Genomic DNA, 14,936 nt, shown 5'->3' on the forward strand with positions numbered 1-14,936 from the left:
TGGCTGCGGGGAGCACGGCTTCCCGGGGGCGCCGCCTCACTGCTGTTCCACGGCCGTGACCAGTACGGCGACCGTCGACGGCGCGGAGGGTGCGGCAGCCACCGCATGCCGTACGGCGCTGCTGACGTCCAGCGCCCGGTAACCCGCCGCGATCGCGAGTTGGATCAGCGCGTGGCCGTCGGTCAGTCGCACGGGGCGGGACAGGCCGCCGAGCACCGGCGTCAGCCGGGCCACCCCCGGTACCTTCCGCGTCACCGCCGCGATCCCCTCCGGGCCCTCGGCGCCGGCCGGGTACGGCGGTGACGCCCCGCCCGAGCCTGCGTCCGGAGGCGTCACCGCCGCTTCACCGGAAGGCGTCGAGGGGGCTGACACCGTTGCCGTGCCCCGCCCCGCCATCGCCCCTTCGGGCGCCTCCACCAGCCCGCTCACCAGCAGATCCACCCTGCTCACCACCAGCCCCAGATCCCGGACCGATGCCTCCAGCAGCGCGGCACGGACCTGGTCGGCGACCGCGGGCAGCGACCGGTCGGGGACCGTCGCGGTGGACACTTCGATGGCTGCCTCGATCCGTAGCGGGCCCGGCGGCAGGGCGCTCGGCGGGGGCGGCACCACCGGCTCCGGGGCGTGCCCGGGGTCGGCGAGAGACAGCCGCAGCCGGTGCAGCCGGGCACCGGCCGGTGCCCCGACGGCCGCCCGCAGCGCGTCGGCGGCGGCCCGCTCGGTGATCCAGGACCCGTCCGCGGGCCCGCCCAGCGGCAGCACCCGGCCGATCCCGAGCTGCTCCCGCATGGTCTGCGCCAGCCGGTTCGCGGCCACCGCGTCACCCCTTTCCCGTAGGGCCTGTGTTTCCCGTAGGGCCGGTGTCCCTTTCCCGTGGGGCCGGTGCCGGAAGTCCCGCCTGGTGGGACGCCACCAGCCTGCCGCACACCGGCCCGTACGGCAGGGCGTATGGCAGGGCGTATGGCAGGGCGTGGTGCCGTACGGCACCGGGGGCACTCCGCTGCCGCGTCCCCGGAGCGGCCCCGGAGAACCCCGCCTACTGTGGGGAGCGGAGCGGGCCGCCCGCTCCTCCTGGCGGAAAGGGACACCGCGGAAGGGGACACCACGGCGATGAGCGAGACCCAGCAGCAGACAGACGGCCCCAGGACCCCGGTCAAGCGGGGCGGCGGCGATCCGGCCGAGCGCGGGCGCACCACCATCGCCGACGGAGTCGTGGAGAAGATCGCCGGGCTCGCGGCCCGGGACGTCGTCGGCGTGCACGCCATGGGAAGCGGTCTGGCCCGCACGCTCGGCGCCGTACGGGAACGGGTACCCGGCGGCGGACGGTCCGCGAGCGCCACGCGCGGGGTGAAGGCCGAGGTCGGCGAGGTGCAGACCGCGCTGGACCTGGAGATCGTGGTCGACTACGGCGTCGCCATCGCGGATGTCGCGCGGGCCGTCCGCGAGAACGTCATCGCCGCCGTGGAGCGGATGACGGGCCTGGAGGTCGTCGAGGTCAATATCGCGGTCAGCGATGTCAAGCTGCCCGACGAGGCGGACGAGGAAGCGGAAGCGGAGCCGCGGCTCCAGTGAACAGGCCGCCCCGGAGCGGCAGTTGAACCAGCCCGCGGCAGCGAAGGAGCGCACGATGAGCATGGCCATGGTCGGCCTCGTGGCCGGTATGGCGCTGGGCTTCGCCGGATACTTCGGCGGCTTCGGCGCCTTTGTCGTGGTGGCGGCGCTGGGCGCCATCGGGTTCGTGGCCGGCCGGTTCGCCGACGGGGACTGGGAGGCCGGCGACTTCTTCCGTACCCGCACCGGCGACCGCGACGACCGGCGGCGGTGAGGCCGGGTGGCAGCCGTCCACCGGGCGGCCCCGCCCGCCGCTGCCGCCGACGTACCGGCGGGCGAAAGGGGTGCGACCAGGGTCGCGGACCGGGTGGTGGCGAAGATCGCCGCCCGGGCCGCGCGGGAGGCGCTGCGCGGGGCGTCGCCGCAGGACCCCACGGACGCGCACGCCACGGTGACCGTGCACCGCCGCGCGGACCGCGAGAACCTCGGTGAGGCACGGCTGCGGATCACGGTGGAGCTGGGCTACCCCTCGGACATCGGCGGGCAGTGCCGGGTGGTGCGGCGTCAAGTCGCCGAGCAAGTCGGCGTGTTGGCGGACATGACGGTGGCCGAGGTCGTGGTGGAGGTCGAGCGGCTGCACGCACCGCTGCTGGAGCGCGGGGGCCGGGAGAGGGTGCGATGAGCGGCGGCGACGAGGATGCGGAGCGGGCACTTCCACGTGAGGACGCGGAGCGGGCGCTCCCACGTAAGGACGCTTCCCGGGAGGAGGCGGAGGCTTCCGGGGAGGGAGCGGAGGCTTCCCGGACGGCGGTGGCGGACCCGCGGGCGGCAGTGCCGGACCCGCGGAGGGCAGCGGTGGACCCGCGGAGGGCAGCGGTGGACCCCCGGGAGAACGGCCGTACCGGCCGCTTCTGGTCCGCCCGCCGGGTGCCCGCCGCCGTGCTCGCCCTGGTGCTGCTGGCCGCCGCCGGCCTGCTGCTGTACGACGTGGCCTCGGTACGGGCCCACCGCCCCGCGATGGCCTGGCGCCGGCAGCTCGCCAGGGAACTCGCCGTCCGCCACCTCGACGATCCCTGGGTACTGGCCGGCGCGGCGTCGGCGATGCTGCTCGGCGTCTGGCTGATCGTGCTGGCCGTCACCCCCGGCCTGCGCCGGGTGCTGCCGATGCGGACGGTCGCCGCGGGCGTCAGGGCCGGACTGGACCGGCCGGCCGCCGCGCTGGTGCTGCGCGACCGCGCCATGGAGGTGGCCGGCGTCCAGTCCGTACGGATGAGGGTCGGCCGCCGCAAGGCCACCGCACACGCCGTCTGCCACTTCCGCGCGCTGGACGAGGTCCGCGCAGACCTCGACAGCGCGCTCGGCGACGGTCTGCGGCAGCTGGGCCTGGCCCGTCCGCTCGGTCTGACCGTGCACGTCCGGCGCCCGAAAAGGGGGTGAGCGCGATGCGCGGGGTCCGCCGAACGGTCAACCGGGTGCTGCTCGGCCTCATCGGTGCGGTGCTGTTCGGCGCCGGCGGTCTGGTACTGCTCGGCGGCCTCGGCCTGCCCGCGGCCCGGCACCTCGGCCTGCCCGCCCACTGGCCCTGGTCCCGCCCGGACGACGTCCTGCTCTCCGCCCACCAGCGCACCCGGTGGACCGGCCAGGGCTGGTGGTGGCCGGCGGTGATCGCCGCCTTGGCCGTCCTGGTCCTGCTGACGCTGTGGTGGCTGCTGGTCCAGCTGCGGCGGCGCCGGCTGAACGGGATCCTCGTCGACACCGGCGACGGTGAGGGCGCCCTGCTGCGCGGCCGGGCCCTGGAAGGCGTACTGGCCGCCGGAGCGGAGTCCCTGGACGGCGTCGACCGGGCGGGTGTGCTGCTCACCGGCCGCCGCCCCGAGCCCCGTCTCCGGGCCGTCCTCACCCTCGCCCCGCACGCCGATCCCGGGACCGTCCTCCGCCGGCTGTCCGACGAGACCGTCGCCCACGCCCGCCGGTCGGCCGGGCTCGCCCGGCTGCCGGCCGACGTCCGCCTGCGTGAGACCAAGCACCGGGCGGAGCGGGTGAGTTAGGGCCACGGAGCGGGTGAGTTGGGGCCGCGGAGCGGGTGAGTTAGGACCGCGGAGAGGGTGAGTCGGGGCCTGTGCCGGGCGTCGCGGGGCAGGCGGGATCTTCCGGCACAGGCGCGCCGACGCCGCGCCTCAGAAGCCGTGCCGCGCCCCGCCGTCCACCGGCACCATCACGCCCGTGACATACGACGCGGCCGGGGAGAGCAGGAACGCCGCGACCCGGCCGAACTCCGCCGGCTCGCCGTAGCGGCCCAGGGGGGTGGATGCGGAGTTGCGGGCGCGGGTGCCCTCCGGGTCGCCGGAGAGCGCGTCCAGCTGGTTCATCCGGTCGGTGGCGATCCGGCCGGGCAGCACACCGACGACCCGGATGCCGCGCGGGCCCAGCTCGTTGGCGAGCGACTTGGCGAAACCGGCGAGGCCGGGGCGCAGCCCGTTGGAGATGGTCAGGCCTGTGATCGGTTCGTGGACGGAGCCGGAGAGCACAAAGCCGATCACCCCGCCCTCCGCCAGCTCGGCGGCGGCCGTGCGGGCCAGCCGGACCGCACCGAGGAAGACCGATTCGAAGGCCGACCGCCACTGTTCGTCGGTGTTGTCGGCGGTGGTGCCGGGCGGCGGGCCGCCCACGCTGATCATGATGCCGTCCAGCCGGCCGAACCGCTCGCGGGCCGCCGCCACCAGGCGGGCCGCCCCCTCCGGGTCGGCGTTGTCGGTGGCCACCCCCACGGCCCGCTCGCCCAGCGAGGCGGCCGCCTGGGCCGCGCTCTCCTGCGTACGTCCGCTGATCACGACGTTGGCGCCTTCGGCGACCAGTTCACGGGCGGTGGCGAAGCCCAGGCCACGGGTCGCCCCGGTAACGACGTATGTCCGGTCGGTGAGTTCGAGATCCATGACGCCAGTCTGCCTTGCCCGCCTCCGGCATTCCGAAGGGGCCGCAGGCTCACGGAGACCGGAGAGACAGGCCCTGGGTGCGCCTTCACACCCCCGGCGTCGCCCCCGTCGTCTCGGCCACCTCGGTCGCCCCCGTCGTCTCTGTCGCCCCGGCCGTCTCGGTCGTCTCGGCGGCAGCCTGTGCCCGGTCCCGGCGCTCCCGGCGTACGAGAACGACCCAGCCGACCGGTACCGCGGCCGCGAACAGCCACCACTGGATGGCGTACGCCATGTGCGGGCCGATGGAGTCATGGTCCGGGGCGGGCACCAGCTCCGGCTTGCCGCCCGGCGGCTCGGGCGCGGTCTGTTCGAGGTAGCCGCCGAGCATCGGCCGGCCGACACGCTTCGCCTGCTCCGCGCTGTTGATCAGCATGACCTGGCGGGCGGGCAGGCCTTTTTTGTCCTTGATGCCGCTGGTCGCCGTGGTCTCGTCGGCCATCATCCGGCCGGTGACGGTGGTCGTGCCCTGGGGGGCGGGGGGCACTGCCGGGAACTTGGTGAGGTCGTGGCCCGCGGGGATCCAGCCGCGGTTGACCAGGACGGCATCGCCGTTCGCCAGCACCAGCGGGGTCAGGACGTAGTAGCCGATGCTCTGCTCGTCGGCGGCGGTGCGCTGGCGGACCACGACCTCGTGGGCGGTGTCGTAGCGGCCGGTGGCGGTGGCCCGGCGCCACATGTCGTGGCGTGGCAGGTCCCGGCCGGGGGCGGCCAGCTCGGTCACCGGGACCGGCCGGGCGTCCAGGTTCGCGGCGATGAGGGCGTTCTGCGCCACTCTGTGCTCATGACGGTGCAGCTGCCAGAAGCCCAGCTTGATCATGACGGGGATCAGCACAAGACCCACGAGGGTGAGGATCACCCATTGCCGGGACAGTAGGAAGCGGTACACGGCCTCGACGGTACCCAAGCCGCCCGGGCCCGCCGGGCCGGGGGTCCCGCCGACGCGTCTTCGGATCCGGCCGGAGGTCCCGGCCGACGCGTCCTAGACCCGGTCGACGATGCCCACCCGCCCGTCCGAGCGGGCGCAGTGCGCACCGCAGTACCACCGGCCGTCGGCCTCCACGCCCTGGCCGATGATCTGGACCCGGCAGTGCTCACAGATCGGTGCCATGCGGTGGATGGCGCAGGCGAAGCAGTCGAAGACGTGCACCGCCCCCTGGGCGTGCACCTCGAACGTCATCCCGTAGTCGTTACCGCAGACCTCACAACGTGCCATGCGCCACAGCGTGCGGGCGGGGCCCGCGCGGGGCGAGGCGGCCATGGGTGTGTTGGGCGGGCTTCACCCGGAAGCAGGCGCCGGCCGGACGTCCTGCAGCAGCTGCATGAAGGCCGCCTCGTCGATCATGACTGTGCCGTACGAGGCCGCCTTGACGGTCTTGGAGGTCCGGGCTTCCGGATCGTTGGTCACCAGCAGGCTGGTCAGCCGGGACACGCTCGTCGCGACATGCAGCCCGGCTTCGGTCGCCCGGTCCTCCAGCAGCTCGCGGTCCACCGACGTATCGCCCGAGAAGGCGACCCGCATCCCCTGGACGAGCGGGCCGCCGGTCTCGTAGCGCCCCGGATTGGGGTACGGGCACGCCGGGCGCTTACGGGACGGCCGCCAGGAGCTCGGGCGGTAGGCGTGGGCGGCGGAGCGCTGCCGGGGCGCGGGGGCGTCCGACCACTCCGTGAGCGGCTGGCAGGTCAGCAGCGGCAGCCGCAGATTCCGCTGCGCGGCCCGCCGCAGACTGGGGCGGAACGCCTCGGCCAGCACCCGTGCGTCGTCCAGCGCGTGGTGGGCGCGCTCCTGCACCACGCCGTAATGGGCGGCGAGCGACTCCAGCTTGTGGTTGGGCAGCGGCAGGTCCAGCTCCTTGGAGAGCGCGATGGTGCACAGCCGCTGGCGCACCGGCGCGGCCGCCGCGGCGCGGGCGTACTCGCGGGCGATCATCGACCAGTCGAACATGGCGTTGTGCGCCACCAGCACCCGTCCCTCCAGGCGCCGGGACAGCTCCGGGACGATCTCCGGGAAGAGCGGCGCGTCCGCCAGCACCGCGCTCGTCAGACCGTGGATCCACACCGGCCCCGGATCCCGCTGCGGGTTGACGAGGGTGTACCAGCGGTCCTGGACCTCGCCCCGTGCGTCGAGTTGGTACACCGCGGCGGAGATGATCCGGTCGTCCCGGGCCAGCCCGGTGGTCTCCACGTCGACCACCGCGTACCCCTGGGGATACCCGGACGGCCAGGGAGCCGGCGGCGTCTGCGGGCCCGGCTGCTGCCCGATCGTCGGCACGATGGGGTCGGCTGCTGCCATGCGGTCTTCGAGCATGGTCCATGAGGATACGGGCCACCACTGACAGGCACCGAACCGCCGTCGCACTCGCCGCTGGGAAGCCGCCGGGCAGGCCATGGGGGAAGCCGCCAGGCAAGCCGTTATGGAAGCCGCCAGTCAGGCCGTCACGGAAGCCTTCACGGAAGCCGCCAGCCAGGCTGTCACGGAAGCCTTCACGGAAGCCGCCAGCCAGGCTGTCACGGAAGCCGTCACGGAAGCCGTCGGGGAAGCCGAGCTGACACCGCGTCTCACATACTTCTGAGTAACTACCCCTAGCGGCACCGCCGTCACCGCCTTTATGGTGCGGGACATGCCGCACCTGCCCGATGTCGTGCTGTGGTCCGTACCGGCTTTCCTCCTCCTCACCGTGGTGGAGATGGTGAGCTGTCGCCTGCGTCCCGACGAGGACGCGGCGGGCTACGAAGCCAGGGACGCGGCCACCAGCGTCGGGATGGGCCTGGGCAGTCTCGTCTTCGACGCGCTGTGGAAGATCCCCATCGTCGCGGTCTACGCCGCGGTCTACGAACTGACCCCGCTGCGTATACCGGTGCTGTGGTGGACGCTGCCGCTGATGCTGCTCGCGCAGGACTTCTTCTACTACTGGTCGCACCGCGGGCACCACGTCATCCGCATCCTGTGGGCCTGCCACGTGGTGCACCACTCCAGCGAGAAGTTCAACTTCACCACCGCACTGCGGCAGCCCTGGACGACCTGGACCGTCTGGCCGTTCTACGTCCCGATGGTCGCCGTCGGCGTCCACCCCGCCGCGGTCGCCTTCACCTCCGGCGCCAACCTCGTCTACCAGTTCTGGGTGCACACGGAACGGATCGGCACCCTGCCCCGGCCCGTCGAGTTCCTGTTCAACACGCCGTCCCACCACCGCGTCCACCACGCCTCCCAGGGCGGCTACCTGGACCGCAACTTCGGCGGCATCCTCATCATCTGGGACCGGATGTTCGGCTCCTTCGTCCCCGAGACGGAGCGCCCGGTCTACGGACTCACGAAGAACATCCACACCTTCAACCCGCTCCGGGTGGCCACCCACGAGTACGTCGCCATCGCCCGCGACGTCCGGGCCGCGGACAGCTGGAGCGAGCGCGCCGGGCGGGTGTTCCGCGGCCCGGGCTGGCAGCCGGCGGCGACGCGGGCACCGCAAGCGCCCGAGGCGGCACCGCAAGTGCCCGAGGCGCGGCAAGCCCCCGAGGCGCCGGAAGCGCCTGAGGCGGCTCAAGCGCCCAAGTCGCCCCGAGCTCCCGGGATGCCGCGGGGCACGGCGCGTGCTTCCGCCGAGGAGCCCGTCCGGTGACAGCCCGCCTGCCCGCCGCCGTACGGCCGCTGCTCTGGGCGTTCGTGGCGCTGACAGCCGTTCACCTGGCCGCGCTGGCCGCCGGGGCGACGCTCGCCGCGCAGCTCACCAAGCCCGCGCTGATGCCGGTGCTCGCCGGATACGTACTGGCCCGCGGCGGCCCGGTGCCGCTGGCCGGGGCGCTGCTGTTCGGCTGCGGCGGCGACGCCCTCCTCCAGATGGACGGCGACACCGTCTTCCTGGTCGGCATGGGTTCGTTCGCCGTCGGGCACGTCTGCTATCTGCTGGTCTTCGCCCGGCACGGGACGGCGCCAGGGCGCGGGCGGCTCGGGTACCCGGCCGGACCGGCCGCCGTGTACGGGGTGCTGCTGGCCGGCACGGTGGCGCTGCTGTGGCCGGACCTCCCGGCCGGGCTGCGGATTCCCGTCGCCGGCTACAGCCTGCTGCTCACCGCGATGGCGTTCGGCGCACTGCGGGCGGGTCCCCTGGCCGCGCTGGGTGGCGTGCTCTTCCTGCTCTCCGACGGCCTGCTCGCCGGCGGCCTCGCCCAGTGGCCGCAGCCGCCGCTTCCCCAGTTCTGGATCATGGTCACCTACATAGCGGCCCAGTTCGCGCTGGCCTACGGCCTGCTGCGGACCACCATCGGCCCGGCCCCCGGGCCCGTGTCCCGGCCCGCGCCGACGGCCCCCGAGGCGGGCGTACCGTAACGAGCCGGGCGTACCGCAAAAACGAGCCGGGCGTACCGTAAAGGCGCACACAGCGCACACAGCGCACACAGCGCACACACGGTATGGGCTTGAGTCTCCCTCCGTGGGAGACCCGAGAGTGGACGGTATGTACGAGGACGGCACAGGCCTGCTCACCATCGGCGAACTGGCGCGCCTGACCGGCATCCCGGTCAAGACCATCCGCAACTGGTCCGATCAGGACCTGCTGCCGCCCGCCGCCCGCACCCCCGCGGGCTACCGGCTCTACGGCCCGGATGCCCCGGCCCGCCTGGCGATCGTGCGCAGCCTGCGCGAACTGGGCATCGGGATCACGGCGATCCGGTCCGTCCTGCACCGTGAAACCACCGTCGCCGAGACGGCGGCGCAGTGGGCGGACGCGCTCGACGCGCAGATCGCCACGCTGCGGCTGCAACGCGCGGTGCTCCGGGCGGTGGCCGCGCGGGGCAGCGCAGCAGAGGAGCTGCCGAGCATGACCGAACTGGCCCGCCTGTCGGCCGTCGAACGCCGCCGGATCATCACGGACTTCGTCGATGACGCCCTCGACGGGGTGCCCGCCCCCGCCTACCGCGGCGCGCTGCTCGCCGCCGCCCCGGACCTGCCCGACGACCCCACACCCGAGCAGATCGGCGCCTGGACCGAGCTGGCCACGCTGGTCCGGGAGCCCGAACTCCGGGCGGCGCTGCGCCGGCTGGCCGAGTACAGCGCGCATACGGCGCCGACGGCACCGACAGGGCCGGACGCGGGGGAGGAGCGCGAGGCCGCCGCGGTACGCGTCGCCGAACTGATGCGGGAGCGGGGTGAGGCGGCGGTCGCGGCCGGGATCGCGCCCGACTCCCCGGCCGCCGGGCCGGTCGTCGCCGAGCTGATCGCCGCCTGGCTCCCCACCCAGGCCGGCACCCCCGGCGCGCCCGCCGAGGACGGGCCGGACGCCCGCGCCCGGCTGCTGGAACAGCTGGAGACCGCTGCCGAACCGGCCGTGGAGCGCTACTGGCAGCTGGTGTGCGCGGTCGCCGGCCGGCCCGCGCCGCCCCGCTGGGAGCGCGCCGGCACCTGGACGGCCGCGGCGCTGCGGGCGCATCTCCGGCCGGTGGAGGTGGACCGCTCCGCGTTCGAGGGCACCGACCCGGAGCGGGTGCTGTACGCGTACCGGCAGGTGGTCCGGGACGTCGGCGCGCTGGTCGCCGCCGTGCGGACGGAGGACCTCGAACTGCCCACCCCGTGCGCCGGCTGGACCGTACGGCAGCTGGTCTCGCACATGGTGTGGGAGAACCTGATGGCCGCCTCCATAGCGGAGAACGACCCGCGCGGCGATCACACCGCCGACCACCTCGGCGACGATCACCGCGCCGCCTTCGCGGACTCGGCGCGCGCCGCGCTGACCGCCTTCACCGGCAGCGGGATGCTGCGGCGCACCTACGGCCCGTACGAGGCCCCCGGCGCGCTGATCGTCCAGCAGGTGGTGGTCGAACTCCTCGCGCACGGCTGGGACTTGGCGCGGGCGACCGGTGCGCCGACCGGGCTGGCGCCTGAGGTCGCCGAGGAGACGCTGGCGGCCGCGCGGCGGATCTACGGGGGCGCGCCGCGCACCGAGGGCGGCTCGTTCGCCCCGGAGCGCACCGCGCCGCCCGGGGCGTCCGCAGCCGACCGGCTCGCGGCCTACCTCGGCCGCGAGCCGGTCAGGGCGCGGAGTTAACTCTTCACCGCGTCCAGCGCATCGACGATGCCATAGCCGAAGTGGCTGTTGAGGTGCCGGGTGCCGGTGCAGGAGGCGTCACCCGTGGGGCAGCCGGGGTTGTCCGCCTGCTGCTTGAGGAGCCACTGGATCTCCTGCGGGCTGGACTTGGGGTGGGCGCTCTTCAGCAGCGCCGCCACGCCCGCGACATGCGGGGTTGCCATCGAGGTGCCGGCCAGGTAGGCCCAGTCGCCGCCCGGCATGGTGGAGAGGATGTTGCCGTTCTTGGCGGGCAGTTCGGGGACCTGCTTCGAGTCGCCGCCCGGTGCGGCCACATCGATCTGGCCGAGGCCGTAGTTCGAGTAGCCGGACTTGAGCTTCTGCACACCGGTCGCCGCGACCGTCACCACGCCCGGCAACTGGGCGGGGACGTCCCAGCAGTTCTTCGGGTTGATGGTGCGTTCGACGGGGGTGGAGTCGTTGGGGCTGCTGGCGTCCGGCAGCTTGGCGGCCGCCAGGTCGAGTCCGGAGTTGCCCGCGGCGGCGATGTTGATCGCGCCCTTGCGCTGGGCGTAGCTCGCCGCCCGGCCGACCGCGTCAACGATGGCCGCCTGGTCGGCGTCATCCTTGCAGTTGAACATCCACGGGTCGACGTAGTAGCTGTTGTTGGTGACCGCCACGCCGTGATCGGCCGCGAAGACGAAGGCGCAGACCACGCTCTCGGCGAAGAACAGGCTCGTCTTCGGCTCGCTCACCTTGATGGCGGAGACCTTCACTCCCGGGGCGACGCCCGCCACGCCGACGCCGTTGCGGGCCGCGGCGATGGTGCCCGCGACATGCGTGCCGTGGTAGTCGCTGTCCGGGTCCCAGGGGCGCCAGGCTCCCTTGGACGTATCGGCCACCCCGCCCACGCAGTTGGCGGACTGCTGCGCGGAGAAGTTGGCCTTCAGGTCCGGGTGGGTGTCGTCCACACCGGTGTCGATGACGGCGACGGTGACCTTCCGGCTGCCGGGGTTCACCTTCGCGGCCTGGTCGGCCTTGATGGCGGGCAGGTCCCACTGCAGCGGTTCGAGGGGCTCCTGCCTGTTCGCCTTCGCCGTGCGGCCGACCGCCTTGAGCTGGGACGCCGGCAGATCGGCCTTCTGCGGCTTGCCGACGTCGGTGGTGGCGGAGGACTTCAGCGGCGCGGTGCGGGTGGCGCCCGCGGACTGTACGCCCGGCACCTTCCGCATGGTGGGGGCGAACTGGGGATTGGCCGAGTGGACGACGATCACGCCTATTCGCTCATGGGCGACGATCACCTTCCCGCCGGCCTGGGCTATCGCCTTCTCGACGCTGCCGACCGCGGCGCGGCCGGGCGTGGTGTTCACGACGTACGAGAGCAGCGGGCCGTCGGACACGGTCGCGGCGGCCGGGGCGGAGTCCTGCGTCGCGGCGCTGGCCGCGTTCGGGAGGAAGCCGAGGGACGCCGTCAGAGCCAGACCGAGCGGCACGGCCAGCGCGCGCATACGTCTGGACCGGGGGTGGGCCATGGATACTCCACATCATTCGTCAGACCGCCCGTGCACGGATCACGCACGGGCGGATGCAGTGAGAGGTGAAGTTAGCGGCGATCACGGGCGCACAGCAATGGAATCGGGAAATCCCGTCAGAAGACGGCACATTGACACGGCGCCGGGTGCGCCCCCGGCAGCCGGCAACACCGTTCAGTTGGGCCGTTGACCTGTCCCGTTGACCTGTCCCGTTGACCTGTCCCGTCGAGCTGTCCCGTCGAGCTGTCCCGTTCAGCCGCGCCGGCGCAGCGTCCCCATGCTCAGCGGTGGCAGGGGGATCCGCCGGCCGTACCAGCGGCGCGCGTCGGCGGCGGGCCGGGCCCGGACGGGCGGGACGGAGAGCGGTACCGGCAGGCGGACGCTGCCGAACGGGCGCCGACGGGGAGCGGGCGGGGACGGGTCCTGCTGAGGCGGCGGATTCACATCCGGCTCAACGAAGCGTCTCCCGGGCGGTGGCGGCCGCGCTACGCGTTCCCCGGCATTCCCTGCCCGGCATTCCCCCGGCATCCCCCGCCATTCCCCTGATTTCTGCGCGGATCAGACCAGCCGCCCCCTGTCGGATCGCCGGACACGGCCCTACGATGCGTGATCCACATCACTTATTCAGGGCTTACCCTCGGCCCAGCATCAGCCCCCTCCCGTCAGGAGACCTCCGTGAGCGCCGCACCGACCGTCGACCCGGGGACCCATGAGCCGCCCGACTACCTCCAGGTGCAGTCAAGTGCCGAATTCGATGAACTCCGCCGCGCGCACCGCTCGTTCGCCTTCCCGCTGACCATCGCCTTCACCCTCTGGTACCTCGGGTACGTGCTGCTGTCGAGCTACGCCGGCGGCTTCATGTCCATCAAGGTCGCCGGCCACCTCAACGTCGCCTTCGTCCTCGGCCTCGCCCAGTTCGTCACCACCTTCCTGATCGCCTGGTGGTACTCCCGGCACGCCGCCGCCAGGCTCGACCCCAGGGCCGAGGCGATCAAGTCCCGCCTGGAGGGCGTCACCCTGCGCAAGGAAGGTGACGCATGAGCCTCACCCAGCACCTCGCGGCGGGCACCGGCGCGGGCGAGCACCGCACCCTGATCATCACCCTCTTCGCGGTCTTCGTCGCCGCCACGCTCGGCATCACCGTCTGGGCCGGCCGGCGGACCAGGGGCACGGACGACTTCTACGCCGGCGGACGGCAGTTCAGCGGTTTCCAGAACGGCCTGGCCATCTCCGGCGACTACATGTCCGCCGCGTCCTTCCTCGGTATCGCCGGCGCCATCGCCCTCTTCGGCTACGACGGCTTCCTGTACTCCATCGGCTTCCTCGTCGCCTGGCTCGTCGCGCTGCTCCTGGTCGCCGAACCGCTGCGCAACTCGGGCCGGTTCACCATGGGGGACGTCCTGGCCTACCGGATGCGCCAGCGCCCGGTCCGTACGGCCGCCGGCACCTCCACCATCGTCGTCTCGGTCTTCTACCTGCTCGCCCAGATGGCGGGCGCCGGCGCCCTGGTCACCCTCCTGCTCGGCATCACCAGCGAGACCGGCAAGATCCTGGTCGTCGTTCTCGTCGGCATCGTGATGATCCTCTACGTCACCATCGGCGGGATGAAGGGCACCACTTGGGTCCAGATGGTCAAGGCGGTGCTGCTGATCGCCGGCACCCTGCTGATCACGCTCCTGGTGGCGGTGAAGTTCCACTTCAACATCTCGTCGCTGCTCGGCGCCGCCGCCGAGAACAGCGGCAAGGGCGCCGCCTTCCTGGAGCCCGGCCTCAAGTACGGCGCCAGCGCCACCTCGAAGGTCGACTTCATCTCGCTGGGCATCGCCCTGGTCCTGGGCACCGCGGGCCTGCCGCACATCCTCATCCGCTTCTACACGGTCCCCACCGCCAAGGCCGCCCGGAAGTCGGTGAACTGGGCCATCGCCATCATCGGCGCCTTCTACCTGATGACCATCGCCCTCGGCTTCGGCGCCGCCGCCCTCATCGCACCCGGGACGATCACCGCCTCCAACAAGGCGGGCAACACCGCGGCCCCGCTGCTTGCCCAGCAGATCGGCGGCGGTCCGGACTCCACCGGCGGCGCCGTCCTGCTCGCCGTGATCTCCGCGGTGGCCTTCGCCACCATCCTCGCGGTCGTCGCCGGACTCACCCTCGCCTCGTCCTCGTCCTTCGCGCACGACCTCTACGTCAACGTCCTCCGCAAGGGCGAGGCCACCGAGAAGGAAGAGGTCGCCGCGGCCCGCTGGGCGACCGTCGGCATCGGTGCCGTCGCCATCGTGCTGGGTGTCTTCGCCCGTGGACTGAACGTGGCCGGCCTGGTGGCGCTGGCCTTCGCGGTCGCGGCCTCCGCCAACCTCCCGACGATCCTCTTCAGCCTCTTCTGGAAGCGGTTCACCACCCGGGGCGCCCTCTGGTCGATCTACGGAGGCCTCGCCTCCTCCGTCCTCCTGGTGCTCTTCTCGCCGGTCGTCTCCGGCAAGGAGACCTCGATGTTCCCCGGCGCGCACTTCGCCTTCTTCCCGCTGGAGAACCCGGGCCTGATCTCCATCCCGCTGGGCTTCCTGCTGGGCTGGCTGGGGTCCCTGCTCTCCAAGGAGGAGCCGGACGCCCGGAAGTACGCCGAGCTGGAGGTCCGCTCGCTGACCGGCACCGGCGCCCACTAGGGCCCTGGCTGTATTGCCCTGGGCAGCCGTTGGGCAGCCCTTGGGGCGTCCGTACCGCGCGTGGGCGGGGGGGGGGGGGGGGGGGGGGGGGGGCCCCCCCCCCCCCCCCCCCCTTTTTCCCCCCCCCCCCCCCCCCAAACCACCCCAAGTGGGAGGCACCGAAAAAAAAAAACCCCCAAGCCCCCCCAAAACAAAACACACCGG

18 protein-coding genes are annotated in these 14,936 nt (G+C 73.1%); 11 read left to right on the plus strand and 7 right to left on the minus strand.

All coding sequences use genetic code 11. From position 1 onward, the window contains the following. Window positions 1-36: 36 nt before the first annotated feature. The gene (locus ACFY12_RS23410; protein ID WP_390717794.1) at window positions 37-816 is read right to left on the minus strand and encodes a hypothetical protein; all 780 of its coding nucleotides are present in this window, start codon (window positions 814-816) and stop codon (window positions 37-39) included. Window positions 817-1,110: 294 nt separating this feature from the next. Between ACFY12_RS23410 and ACFY12_RS23415 the strand changes: the two genes are divergently transcribed. The 5 genes from ACFY12_RS23415 to amaP are packed head-to-tail and all read left to right on the plus strand — an operon-like array spanning window position 1,111 to window position 3,599. Further along, window positions 1,111-1,572 carry an Asp23/Gls24 family envelope stress response protein gene (locus tag ACFY12_RS23415; protein WP_390717795.1) on the plus strand — a complete coding sequence of 154 codons (462 nt, stop codon included), beginning with the start codon at window positions 1,111-1,113 and terminating at the stop codon, window positions 1,570-1,572. Between the two features lie 55 nt (window positions 1,573-1,627). After that, window positions 1,628-1,825 (plus strand): hypothetical protein, encoded by a 198-nt coding sequence (locus tag ACFY12_RS23420; protein ID WP_390717796.1) that lies wholly within the window; start codon window positions 1,628-1,630, stop codon window positions 1,823-1,825. Between the two features lie 6 nt (window positions 1,826-1,831). After that, complete coding sequence (locus ACFY12_RS23425; RefSeq protein ID WP_390717797.1) at window positions 1,832-2,233, plus strand: hypothetical protein; 402 nt, start codon at window positions 1,832-1,834, stop codon at window positions 2,231-2,233. Beyond that, window positions 2,230-2,988 (plus strand): DUF6286 domain-containing protein, encoded by a 759-nt coding sequence (locus ACFY12_RS23430; protein WP_390717798.1) that lies wholly within the window; start codon window positions 2,230-2,232, stop codon window positions 2,986-2,988. The genes ACFY12_RS23425 and ACFY12_RS23430 overlap by 4 nt, the downstream gene beginning before the upstream one ends. Window positions 2,989-2,993: 5 nt before the next feature. Continuing rightward, window positions 2,994-3,599 (plus strand): alkaline shock response membrane anchor protein AmaP, encoded by a 606-nt coding sequence (gene amaP, locus ACFY12_RS23435; protein WP_390717799.1) that lies wholly within the window; start codon window positions 2,994-2,996, stop codon window positions 3,597-3,599. Between the two features lie 129 nt (window positions 3,600-3,728). Here amaP and ACFY12_RS23440 read toward each other — a convergent pair whose 3' ends face one another. From ACFY12_RS23440 to ACFY12_RS23455, 4 genes are all read right to left on the minus strand, one after another. Beyond that, complete coding sequence (locus tag ACFY12_RS23440; protein ID WP_390717800.1) at window positions 3,729-4,484, minus strand: SDR family oxidoreductase; 756 nt, start codon at window positions 4,482-4,484, stop codon at window positions 3,729-3,731. Between the two features lie 85 nt (window positions 4,485-4,569). Continuing rightward, entirely contained in the window at window positions 4,570-5,409 is an 840-nt protein-coding gene (locus tag ACFY12_RS23445; protein WP_390717801.1) for an SURF1 family protein, read from the minus strand. A 93-nt stretch (window positions 5,410-5,502) separates the two neighbouring features. Beyond that, a complete protein-coding gene (locus tag ACFY12_RS23450; RefSeq protein WP_390717802.1) occupies window positions 5,503-5,736 on the minus strand; it encodes a hypothetical protein in 234 nt (77 codons plus the stop codon). 63 nt (window positions 5,737-5,799) lie between these two features. Further along, entirely contained in the window at window positions 5,800-6,828 is a 1,029-nt protein-coding gene (locus ACFY12_RS23455; protein ID WP_390717803.1) for a DEDDh family exonuclease, read from the minus strand. Between the two features lie 106 nt (window positions 6,829-6,934). Between ACFY12_RS23455 and ACFY12_RS23460 the strand changes: the two genes are divergently transcribed. The 4 genes from ACFY12_RS23460 to ACFY12_RS23475 all read left to right on the plus strand — a co-directional run bounded on the left by ACFY12_RS23460 (window position 6,935) and on the right by ACFY12_RS23475 (window position 10,558). Continuing rightward, window positions 6,935-7,093, plus strand: coding sequence for a hypothetical protein (locus tag ACFY12_RS23460; RefSeq protein WP_390717804.1), 159 nt, complete (start codon window positions 6,935-6,937; stop codon window positions 7,091-7,093). A gap of 48 nt (window positions 7,094-7,141) precedes the next feature. After that, complete coding sequence (locus ACFY12_RS23465; protein WP_390717805.1) at window positions 7,142-8,137, plus strand: sterol desaturase family protein; 996 nt, start codon at window positions 7,142-7,144, stop codon at window positions 8,135-8,137. Beyond that, complete coding sequence (locus ACFY12_RS23470; protein WP_390717806.1) at window positions 8,134-8,844, plus strand: lysoplasmalogenase; 711 nt, start codon at window positions 8,134-8,136, stop codon at window positions 8,842-8,844. The genes ACFY12_RS23465 and ACFY12_RS23470 overlap by 4 nt, the downstream gene beginning before the upstream one ends. Before the next feature lie 103 nt (window positions 8,845-8,947). Next, window positions 8,948-10,558, plus strand: a complete 1,611-nt coding sequence (locus ACFY12_RS23475; RefSeq protein WP_390717807.1) for a TIGR03086 family metal-binding protein — start codon at window positions 8,948-8,950, stop codon at window positions 10,556-10,558. On the opposite strand, the gene ACFY12_RS23480 is transcribed toward ACFY12_RS23475, so the two are convergent. Both ACFY12_RS23480 and ACFY12_RS23485 read right to left on the minus strand, forming a co-directional pair. Continuing rightward, window positions 10,555-12,069 (minus strand): S8 family serine peptidase, encoded by a 1,515-nt coding sequence (locus ACFY12_RS23480; protein WP_390717808.1) that lies wholly within the window; start codon window positions 12,067-12,069, stop codon window positions 10,555-10,557. The two genes, ACFY12_RS23475 and ACFY12_RS23480, sit on opposite strands and share 4 nt — an antisense overlap. A 252-nt stretch (window positions 12,070-12,321) precedes the next feature. Then, window positions 12,322-12,513 (minus strand): hypothetical protein, encoded by a 192-nt coding sequence (locus tag ACFY12_RS23485; protein ID WP_390717809.1) that lies wholly within the window; start codon window positions 12,511-12,513, stop codon window positions 12,322-12,324. 231 nt (window positions 12,514-12,744) lie between these two features. Here ACFY12_RS23485 and ACFY12_RS23490 point away from each other — a divergent pair, with 231 nt between their 5' ends. Next, window positions 12,745-13,110 (plus strand): DUF485 domain-containing protein, encoded by a 366-nt coding sequence (locus tag ACFY12_RS23490; protein ID WP_390717810.1) that lies wholly within the window; start codon window positions 12,745-12,747, stop codon window positions 13,108-13,110. After that, the gene (locus ACFY12_RS23495; RefSeq protein ID WP_390717811.1) at window positions 13,107-14,732 is read left to right on the plus strand and encodes a cation acetate symporter; all 1,626 of its coding nucleotides are present in this window, start codon (window positions 13,107-13,109) and stop codon (window positions 14,730-14,732) included. The genes ACFY12_RS23490 and ACFY12_RS23495 overlap by 4 nt, the downstream gene beginning before the upstream one ends. The last annotated feature ends 204 nt before the right edge of the window (window positions 14,733-14,936 follow it).

Source organism: Streptomyces sp. NPDC001339, assembly GCF_042895955.1.
GTDB lineage: Bacteria > Actinomycetota > Actinomycetes > Streptomycetales > Streptomycetaceae > Streptomyces.

Bases quoted from the DNA above. Each gene is read 5' to 3' on its own strand.
- ACFY12_RS23420 (WP_390717796.1), top strand. From the start codon at position 1,628: ATGAGCATGGCCATGGTCGGCCTCGTGGCCGGTATGGCGCTGGGCTTC.
- ACFY12_RS23430 (WP_390717798.1), top strand. From the start codon at position 2,230: ATGAGCGGCGGCGACGAGGATGCGGAGCGGGCACTTCCACGTGAGGAC.
- ACFY12_RS23450 (WP_390717802.1), bottom strand. From the start codon at position 5,736: ATGGCACGTTGTGAGGTCTGCGGTAACGACTACGGGATGACGTTCGAG.
- amaP (WP_390717799.1), top strand. From the start codon at position 2,994: ATGCGCGGGGTCCGCCGAACGGTCAACCGGGTGCTGCTCGGCCTCATC.
- ACFY12_RS23440 (WP_390717800.1), bottom strand. From the start codon at position 4,484: ATGGATCTCGAACTCACCGACCGGACATACGTCGTTACCGGGGCGACC.
- ACFY12_RS23415 (WP_390717795.1), top strand. From the start codon at position 1,111: ATGAGCGAGACCCAGCAGCAGACAGACGGCCCCAGGACCCCGGTCAAG.
- ACFY12_RS23460 (WP_390717804.1), top strand. From the start codon at position 6,935: ATGGAAGCCGCCAGTCAGGCCGTCACGGAAGCCTTCACGGAAGCCGCC.
- ACFY12_RS23455 (WP_390717803.1), bottom strand. From the start codon at position 6,828: ATGCTCGAAGACCGCATGGCAGCAGCCGACCCCATCGTGCCGACGATC.
- ACFY12_RS23480 (WP_390717808.1), bottom strand. From the start codon at position 12,069: ATGGCCCACCCCCGGTCCAGACGTATGCGCGCGCTGGCCGTGCCGCTC.
- ACFY12_RS23465 (WP_390717805.1), top strand. From the start codon at position 7,142: ATGCCGCACCTGCCCGATGTCGTGCTGTGGTCCGTACCGGCTTTCCTC.
- ACFY12_RS23495 (WP_390717811.1), top strand. From the start codon at position 13,107: ATGAGCCTCACCCAGCACCTCGCGGCGGGCACCGGCGCGGGCGAGCAC.